Below are 10,026 nucleotides of genomic sequence, written 5' to 3' on the forward strand. Positions count from 1 at the left end.
CAACGAATTGGCCGTCGGGAGCTAGGAGCTGATCGCCACGGTTCAACGCGTCGGCGCGTTGCCATTGTTGGTCGGTGGCGTTCCAGAAGGGGTGGTCTTCGGTGGTGTCGATGGTGCTGCCGTCGGCAAAGACGAGCACATACATCGTGTCCATGTGTGGCCATGTGGCGGTGACCTCGCGTGGTCCTTCACGTCCCGTTTCGGGGTCGGCGGCCTGGACTTGGTCACCCGGAATGATGTCGCTGATCGGCTTGGTGGCACCGTCGGCCATGAGGACCGGGGTGTCACCGTCAAAACTGTTGACACACGGCGCATCGACTTTGCCAAGCTTCCCAAGCTTGCTGAGGCCGCGACTTCCCACGGCAAGTTCGACCAGCGAGAACGATCCTCGACCGAGCGCTTCGCCGTACCGGCCGTCTTTCCATGCTTCACGGATATCCTTGGTCATCCCGTCGGCAACGGCGTAGCCGAACCCCAACGGATCATTCCACGCGTACTGGGCGATCTGACCGGCCGTCATCATATTCTGCGCGCATGCGACACGGGATGCGAAGTTCATGCACTCGCCAACATTCCCTGCGAGCTTGCCAAGGTCCACCACAGTGTTCTTCGCCGTCACCCCAACCCCGTACGCGAATCCTCCAACATGACACATCGCGTCGCAGGATTTGACGGCAACCTTCTTCTTGAGCTTGGAGTACACACGGCCAATTTCGCGCTGCTTCGCCGTCGTGCTTGTCGCGTTGAGGTACTTCTCTTGGTGGGGATTGTCGTAGTCGGCGATGAGTCCGGTGGGGTCGCTGAAGGTGATGGGGTTGTTGTTGGCGTAGGTGTATCCGTTCCATTGTTGTGGGTCGGCGGGGTCCATGATGGGGTCGACACTGATGAAGCGGCCAGTGTTTTGGTCGTATTTGCGGGCGCCGATGTCGGTGAGCCCGGTGGTGGTGCTGTGAGGTTTGTCGAGGAACCGGTGGGTGTCGGGCCACGCGGAGGGTTGGGTGCCGCGGGGTTCGCCGTAGGGGGTGCTCGCCCGCCAGGTCGGCGTCTGCGCGGTGTTGTCCAGGGCGAGACCGCCGGTGTCGTGGCGGGTGGACAGTTCGTACTTGTAGTTGACCCCGGACCCGGTGCGGATGGCTTGGGCGCCGCCCGACAGGTGATAGAAGCGGCGTCCGGTCACAGTATTGGTGCTGGTGTTGAGGGTCAGCTCGGTGTTGTGCAGAAACAGCGTGGTCTGCCCCGGATCGCGGCGCAGGAGTTGATCACCATCGGCGCCGTACACGTAGTTCGTGCTTTGCCCCGGCGTGGTCACGGTGTCGAGTCGCCCGGTCGGCGACCACGTCAGGTCCTGGTTACCCGCGGGCAGAACGCGCGTGCGGGTGTTGCCCGCGTTGTCGTAGGTGTAGCTGCTGGTGTTCGCACCAGGGCCCGTAGTGGTGCTCGACTGCAACGCGTGCGGGCGCACCGCCGCCGCACCCGAAGGCGGATACGCGTAAGTCGTGACCGTGTCGGCAGCGCCGCCCACGCCGTGCTGGGTCTGCTTCGTGCGATTGCCGATCGGATCAATGTCCCATTCGGTCCAGTACGCCCCGGACTCGGCGAAACCACCACCCACCGTGGCACCACTATTCGACGCGGGATCCGCGGCACAACCATCGGTCCCCGTCCACGCGCTGCGCAGCCGAACCAGGTTGTCGTAGCGGTAGCACTGGGTTTCGGTCGCCCCAGCCAGTCGTGACGTGGTCTCTCTGGTCACGTTGCCTGCGGGGTCGTACCCGAAGGAGGTGCGTTCAACCTCCAGCGGTGTGCCCTCGGCGCGCATCAACCACCGTTCGAGCAGGCGGCTGTCGTGCGCGTCGTAGCGCTGACGCAGCACCGATACCTTGGCCGCGTTGAGATGGATCTCATCAGGCCGGCCGAACGCGTCATGCAGGACCTGGTTTTGATAACCGGTGAGCCCAGCGATGCCGCTGAGTAGGTCCAATGCTCCCGAGTAGGAGAACCCGAAGGGCTCGAACGGCAGGCCGCCATGCGCGGGGTAGTCGGTGCCCATCGGCAGGCTGATGCTGTCGCCGTAGAAGTGTTCGAAGGTGTAGGTGCCGGCCAACAATCCCTCGTTCGCGGGGATCACTGTGGTGTTGTCGAGCGGTTGGCCGTAGTTGGTGAAGCCAAGAGTGGATTTGTGGGTGTAGGCGTAGCTGGTGCCGTTTTGCCGCACATAACTCGATGAGGCGGTGAGTTTCCCGATCGAGTTGGGCAGGGCAGGGGTGACGCCTTCGCTGTCATAGCTCCATGAGGCGAGGACGGTCCCGTCGCCGAGGCTCTGGGACTTTTTCCGTCCGAGCGCGTCGTAGCCGTAGGCCAGCACCTGGCCGCGAGCGTCGGTGGTGGTCGCGACGCGGCCTGCGCCGTCATAGGTCGTGGTGGTGGTACCGGCGTCCGGGTCAGTTTGCGCGGTGACCTGGCCGAGGAGGTTGTAGCTGGTCGTCCACGTGTTGCCTGCACTGTCGACGCGCTGGTGGGGACGACCCTTGTTGTCGAAGGTGAACTGAGTGCTCTGCTGCGTTCCTCCGCTGATCCGGTGGATGCCGGTGAACGTGTTGCTCGGTGTGGAAAGTTGCGGGGCGCTTGTGTACTGCTGCAATGTCGTGGTTCGGCCAAGCCCGTCGACGATCGTGGACGTGGTGGTGGCCCCGGTCGGGGGGATCACCGTGGTCCGGTCACCGTTGTGGACAGTGGTGGTCGAGGTGATGACCGCATCGCGGTCCATCGAGTCCGTGCGGACGGGACGGCCGAGGCCGTCGAAAGTGATCCGGGAGTGGTTGCGGATCTGGTTCATCGGTGACTTGACCAGGTCCGGGCCAGGGAAGTGGTTGGGGTCGGAATCCCAGTAGGCGTTGTACTTCTCATACGCCCAGCCGTGGCTGTCATACATGGTGTTTGTCAGCAGCCGCCCGCCCAGCGGGGAGGGCACTTGGGTCTGGGATTCGCGCATCAGCGAGTCATAGATGGTGTAACTGGTGATGTAGCCGTCGGACTCGTTGAGTTTGTTGCTCTGTACGGCGCTGGGTGCGACCTTCGACAACAGGTAGCTGAATTTGACGTCCGCCGGTTTGGTCGTCGGTCGCCCAGCCAGCCAGCCCTCGGTGAGCCTGCCCAGAGCGTCGTACTTCGCCGTTGTGGTGATGCTGTTCGCGTCACTGGTACCGAGAGCAAGACCGCGCCGCGACTGCAGGGTGGTGGTTGCCTTGTGGCCCAGTGCGTTGGTGGTTTGGATTGTGGTCGGAATGCCGGTCGAGGGCGTGAACGAAGTCGAGGTTTTGGCGCCTGCGGCGTCGTAAGTGCTGGTCGGACGACCGTAGTTGTCGTAGACCGTCGTGCCGCTGGTCTTGTACGTGTATCCGCTGTTGTAATCCGAGGCGACCCGTACGACGGACACATCGCCGCGAGTCGGGGCGGCTTGTGGCCAGGTCGGATTGGCTGGCTGCGGCCAGGTTTGGGCCAGCGTCGGGTTGTCGTAGAAGATGCGGCTGTTGGTGATGACGTCGGTCGGCCGGTTCACGCCGCTGGGTGCGGTGAGCGCGTTGGTTTGGGCAGGAGTGGGCGCGGAGCCGCCGTTGGAGGACAGACCGCCGCACGGCTTGGCCAGCACCTCGACCTCAGCGACCAAGCCGACCAGGTTCAACCCGGTGTTCGACGGCGCGTAAGTCGTCGCGGTGCAGGTGGCTTGTGCGGCTTGGGTCACGTCGCCGTGGCTGTAGGTGAACAGCGGCAGGCCGGTGTTGACATCGTAGGTCTGGTCGGTCTGGGTGATCCGCCAGGTCGTGCCTGGGCCGCTGGTGATCGCCTGCCGCGACCACGTGGTCGCCGTACCGCTGTAGTTCGCCGTCAGCGCGGGCAAACCGGTGCGCGAACGGGTCGCGGTCGCCGGGGAGAGCCAGTACGAGGTGATGGTCGAGTTGTCGACAGGCCCGCCGTCACCGAGGTAGGCGGTCGTTTCCAGCGGGCTGCCCGCGAACTGGTCGGTATCTCGGTGTTGCCCGGCTTGGGAGTCGGTCAGGGTGACCGATCTGGTCGCGCCGCCGGGCAAGGTGTCGCCATCCATGCCCTGGTAATAGGTGGTCTCGCTGAGCGTCTTCGGTCCCCCGTCGGCGCCGGTGCGGACCGCCACCTCGGCGTAGCCGCGCCACTGGCCCCAGGTGCGGTCCGCGGCCTTGACGACCTCGTTGTCGTCGTAGCGCCACGCGGGACCGGTGTAGGCGTACGTGGTGCGAACCGCCGGGTTCCCACCGGTGTTGTCGATGTGGTTGACGGCGGTGACCGCGTACTTGCGGAACCAGTCGACGATCGGCGTCGTGCGCCCCGGCGGTGTCCACTTCACCGGGAAACAGCGTGACGTGTTCGTCGACGGCTCGGTCGTGACCGGGCCGACGCAGTCGCTTTGTGGGGAGTACTCCACTGAGATTCCTGCGCCGGTCGTGGTGGTGATGTTGCTGATGCGGTGCCGGGTGTAGGCGACCAGACCGTCGTTAGGTGAATTGACCCGGTTCGGCAGGGCGAGGCTGGCGAACGACGTCGAAGGCAGCGTGATCGGGTTCGTCGAGCCGCCCGCACTCGTGTCGTGCCCGGTGCGAGTGATGTCCGCCAACCACAGCGTGGGTTTCGTGGCGTTGCCGGTGGTCGGGATCGTCAGGTTCAGCGCATACGAATCGATAGTGGCGTAGGTGGCGGTCGCCGCCGTCCATTGCTTGGTGGTGATCGTGGTCAGACGCTGGGTCGACCAGAACGACGGGCTCCGCGTCGCGCAGGTGGCGCCGGAGGCGCAGTTGAGGTCATATGGGACATCTGGCCAGTTCACCGCGGTGGCCGCGGAGAGCGGGCTGCACGTGCCGGATACACATCGCGGCCCGGTGGTGAACACGACCTGGTTGGGCGGTGTGTTGTACGCGTTCCCGTTGGTGAACCCGTATTCGATCTTCGTCAGGTAACTGTCACGGTGATAGGAGACGTTCTGCGCGCCATTGTTCAGGCCGTAGTAGTTGACGCTGCGCAGATAGTGGTACGCCATCGCGTGGCTGTGAATGTCGGTGACGTAGTCGAGGTTCCACCGGTAGGCCATGGTGCACTTCGACGAACTGAACCCGGCGGCGTTGTGGCACGGGTCGCCGGGGTGTGAGGAGAACACGGGCACCGAGGCCACCGAGTTCGTCTCGGCCTTGCCCGACACCCACCCCGGGAGCCGATTGAGTCCGAAGTGGAAAGTCGAGCCCGAACGGTCGACGACCTTCCAGTACGAGGTGTTGTAGGTGCCGTTGTTGTTCCCGGAATTGACGACCTTCGTGATCACCGCACCGTCGTCACCGGTGGAGCGATACGTCCCCTTGCTCGCGTCCCATACCAGTGCGCTGCTGGAACCGTTGAGCGACAGGGTCAGAATCTCACCGGAGTAGCACAGGTCCTGGGTCGCGACCGGCGAGGGGGTGCCGCCTGGGGAATCGGCGCAGGGTACGAACGTCTGCTCGATGAATGACGATGGGGTGTTCCACCCGTCGCCGACCCAGGACGCCTGTGAGGTCGTCGACGCGGTTTTGCCGTCAACCACACCCGAGTCGTAAGACAGGCCTACCTGCGGCACCAGGGCCGACATCGCAGGCGGAACCGTGATCGGATATCCGTACGTGAACGATCCCGACTGGGATCCACCCGCCCACGAGCCTTCGGCCGACAGGCTGGTCGCTGAGAACGAACCGCCGCCCGAGGCTGGATCGGACGCGGCGACGGCGGCCAGCACCATCGGCTGGTTGGGCTGCATGTCCACGGGTGCCGACACTGTTTTCTTGACGGTGTCGTTGGTCGAGTCAAGCGGGGTCTGGGTGCGGCACTCGGGCTTGTCGGGGGTGGTCAGTGCGCAGTGCGGCAATTGGGTCAATCGCAGCCGCGCACCGTAGTCGCCGCCGTAGGCGTCGCCGAAGTCCGCGTAGTCGACACCGACCCGCGCCTTGCCGCCCGTTTGCGGCGTGGCGGTGACCACGACGCCCGACACCCCGGCCTTGGCCGCGGTGTCCTGGTCGGCGAGGCTGATCATGCTTGTGACCTCACCGGCCTGGGATTCCACCCATACGGAGCTGCCCTGCAGGTAGGAGCGCGCCGTTGTCGCGGTGATCGTCGCGACCTTGCCCGCAGGCCAGGTCACCTTCGCCGGGACTGCCTGCGATGTGGCGTCGTCGTGCGCCACCGGTCTCTCCGGCACGGTGATCGGCGTGACCGTCTTGACCGCCTGGGCCTGCATCCTGGCCATGAAGTCGTCTTCGGCGGTGTCGAGCAGCTGCGGCACGAACGACAGCGACGACGCACCCAACGAGACGACGATGGCTCCGAGCAGCCATAACCGCCAGGCGGCAAATGAGCGCGAGCGAAGGCGTGCAACAACCACTTGGGACCCCCAGGTACCGTGCGCCCGCACCCAGCGGGCGAAACCTGGCGAACTCTGCCACAAGATCGCGGGCCTCGGCTAGATGTGAACATCACAGGTCACGGCCACCGACTGGCCGATAGCCAGAGGGCCATCCCGTGTGTATGTTCGCCGCGCCGGGCCGCATCGTTCGCGGCAGGCCCTGGGGGCGTTCCGATCATGAACCGCGCTGTGTGCGCGGTACTGGCGCGTGCCTGTGGTTCGTGAACGGGATGAGGGGAGTCATCCGATATGCGCACACCGAAGAGCCGAAGAGCGCTGGCCGCGTGGACCGCGGCGGCCCTACTGACGGCGGTCACCACAACGTCGACAGCGGCCCAGGCACAAACCGTGCCCAATCCGGCTACCGGGTCTGTGGCACCACTTGGTGCGGCAGCGGCAATCGCGCGAGCCAAGGCCACCGGTCAGCCCGTGGTGGCCGACGCGCTGACCACGGCGAACAGCCAAACAGTCGCCAATCCGAATGGCACGCTGACATCGACCAACGCTATGCGGCCGGTGCGTACCCGGCGAGGCGACGGGTGGGTGAACCTCGACGCCACCCTGTCGCGCGGAGTCGACGGGCGCCTCACCACGGCCGCCACCCCCTCAGGTGTGTCGTTGTCGGGCGGCGGAAACCAACCACTGGCGATCTTGTCGAACAAGGCGGAGCAAGTCAGCCTGACCTTCCCGGCACCCCTTCCCGCGCCCACGGTGTCCGGTCACACGGCCACCTACGCGAACGTCTTCCCCGACGTCGATCTGGTGGTCAACGCCGGAAAACAGGGCGATTTCTCGCACACCCTGGTGGTCAAAAGCGCCGCTGCCGCGAGAAATCCCCAGCTGAAGTCGGTGCGGATCGGTGTTTCGAGCCCCGGCCTGGCAACGAGAGCGAACAACGAGCAGTCTGACCCTCAGTGACGTCACCGGCCGGTCGGCCTACACCGCGCCGCCCGCACTGATGTGGGATTCCACCCCGCCGCCGGCCGACGCGACCGCGGCGACCAGCCCTTCCCCCGAACTCGTCGATGCCGCGGGCGGTTCACCGCTCGACGCCCGCACCGGCGAGCCGCTGCGTTCCACCGCCGCCGCCGCCGGCCTCGCCGCGCGCACCGCCCCGGTCACCGTCACCGCGAACCGCGACGCGATCACTCTCGCACCGGACGAAGCGATGCTCACCGACCCGAAGACCGTCTTCCCGGTGATGATCGACCCCACCTTCGTGCCGAACTACTGGAGCCAGTACGCCGCGGACTGGACCCAGGTCCAGTCCGGCATTCCCGACTACAAGGGCTGGCACCAAACCGGGCCTGCCCAGGTCGGCTATTGCGGATGGACCAGCACGGATCCCGACAAGGACTGCAACGGGATCGCCAAGGTCCGCTCATACTTCCAATGGGGCATCCAGGGATTCCACAACACGGCGATCTACAGCGCGAAAGTCATCGTCACCCCGACCTACGTGATCAATTGCAACAGCGGTGTGCACCTCGACTGGACCAACGCCATCAGCTCAGCCACGAGCTGGAACAACATGCCCTCCACAATCAGGGAATTGCCCGCCCGCAACACCTGCAACGGTCTCAGCTACGACGTCAAAGCCGAAGTGGTGGAGGCGGTCAACAACCGGAGTAACACGGCGACGTTCCGACTGCGCGCCGCCGACGAGCTCACCACCGACGGGTGGAAAAAGTTCCAGCAGGACAACGCGACCCTGGAAGTGACTTGGGATGTCACGCCGGTCACGCCGACAGGCCCGTTCACGTCACCGATCATGCCGTGCACCAACGCCACTCCCTACCCTGGCATCGGCAAGACCGACGTGACGCTCTCACTGCAGACCTCCAACGCCAGCGACAACGTCAGCAAGCCCTTGGACGTCGTCTTCACGGTCAGCAAGGTCGGCACCGCCGAGGTCATCACCAAAACCACCACGGTCGCGGCCGGCAATCGCGCCGTCGTCGTCATCCCCTACACCCAGATCACCGACGGCGACTACAGGTGGTCAGCCACCGCAACCGACGGGTGGCTCACATCCAGCCCGTCCGCGACCTGCGCGTTTCACGTCGACACGTCCAAACCAGGCGCCCCCAGCATCGCATCAACCGACTACCCGAACGCCGCCGCCGGCAAGCCGATGCGCAGCCCCGGCAACTTCACCTTCACCGCCGGCGTGGGGAACCCGGCACCGGCCAAGTACCGCTACCAGCTCAGCGGCGGCACTCCCGTCACCGTCAACGCCACCAACGGCGCATGGACCGGGCCCATCACCGCCACCCGCATCACCGGCCACACCCTCACCGTCCAAGCACTCAACTCCGTCGGCACCGTCGGGCCCACCGCGACCTGGACGATCATCCCCACGCCACTCCTCACACCAGACCCACTCGGCGACCTCACCGGTGACGGCAAACCCGACCTCCTCACCGTCGGTGGCACCGCCGGAACCGCACCCGGGCTGTGGCTCACGCCCGGCAACGGCGGGAATCAACTCAAAACCCCCTACAACATCGGCATCCGCGGCACCGGACAGTCCACGTCCTCCGGCAAGCCCGCAGACTGGAACAACGCCCTTCTCGCAGACGGATACTTCACCCAATCCGGCGTCAACGACCTCATCGCCGTACTCCCCAATGGCGACATCCGCATCTACGTTTCCCCCGGCGACGGGTCCGCTCTAGAGACCACCAGTTCCGGGTCGGTGCGCAAGTTGCTTCGCGACACGCTCTACGCGCCAAATCGGACCCAGGTCAAACCGGCCAACAACATCACGATCAAACAGATCGTGACCATGGGACACCTCCCGCAGGACAGCGCAGGGGACCCCACCATCACGGCGTTCCCGGATCTGTTCGCGATCGTCGACAACGCGGGCAGCCACCAGCTGTGGTGGTTCGAACACCTTGACGGTGTCGGCAATTACCAAATGCCCGCCGTCGTCCTCGACGCCTCGATCAACTGGTCCACCAAGACCATCGCCGGCACTACCCGCGCGGGCAAACCCGCGCTTGTGGTCCGCGACAAGACTTCCGGGCAGGTCGACCTCTACTCCACCAACTGCACCGTCGACTGCGTCAACGTCAACTGGTTCACCAACGCCACCAAAACCACCGCCCACGCCGCGAGCAGTGCCCTGAACACGACCAACGCGCCCGTCATCACCAGCAACGACGCAAATGCCGACACCCACCCCGATCTCTGGGCGATCAGCGGGGCGGGGATCGCCAAGTACGGCGCGGGAACCAGCACAGGGACCTTCGCCAGCCCCACCGGCACCGCGACGGTCATCCCGCCGGTCAGCGCGAACCTACGGCCCATGGGAACAGTCAACTTCCGAAATCCCGCCACCAACCAGGACGAAACCCACGTCTACGCCGCCAACGCCGCAGGACAGCTTCTCGACTATCAGAAAATGCCGTCAGGCATCCTCGGCCCACCGACCACCATCGGAACCGCCGGATGGAACGCCTTCACCCCCTTCGGCATCGTCGACTGGAACCACGACGGCTACCCAGACCTGCTCACCCGCCACGACACCTTCTGCACCGAAGACGTCTTCCTCGGCAGCGCCACCGGAT

General features: G+C 65.2%; 3 protein-coding genes. 2 read left to right on the forward strand and 1 reads right to left on the reverse strand.

Annotated elements, in window-relative coordinates:
* Positions 1-6,355 (reverse strand): RHS repeat-associated core domain-containing protein (locus tag ACRDSQ_RS28765; protein ID WP_431425355.1); only part of this gene is annotated, 6,355 nt, incomplete at its 3' end.
* A gap of 345 nt (positions 6,356-6,700) precedes the next feature.
* Here ACRDSQ_RS28765 and ACRDSQ_RS28770 point away from each other — a divergent pair.
* Together ACRDSQ_RS28770 and ACRDSQ_RS28775 are read left to right on the forward strand one after the other, a co-directional pair.
* On the forward strand, positions 6,701-7,369 hold the full coding sequence (locus ACRDSQ_RS28770; RefSeq protein ID WP_431425357.1) for a hypothetical protein: 669 nt from the start codon (positions 6,701-6,703) through the stop codon (positions 7,367-7,369).
* A gap of 40 nt (positions 7,370-7,409) precedes the next feature.
* Positions 7,410-10,026, forward strand: a 2,617-nt coding sequence (locus ACRDSQ_RS28775; RefSeq protein ID WP_431425359.1) for a hypothetical protein, incomplete at its 3' end; no start/stop codon positions are given.

It is taken from the genome of Actinokineospora sp., from assembly GCF_050699995.1.
Lineage (GTDB): Bacteria > Actinomycetota > Actinomycetes > Mycobacteriales > Pseudonocardiaceae > Actinokineospora.

Bases quoted from the DNA above. Each gene is read 5' to 3' on its own strand.
- ACRDSQ_RS28770 (WP_431425357.1), top strand. From the start codon at position 6,701: ATGCGCACACCGAAGAGCCGAAGAGCGCTGGCCGCGTGGACCGCGGCG.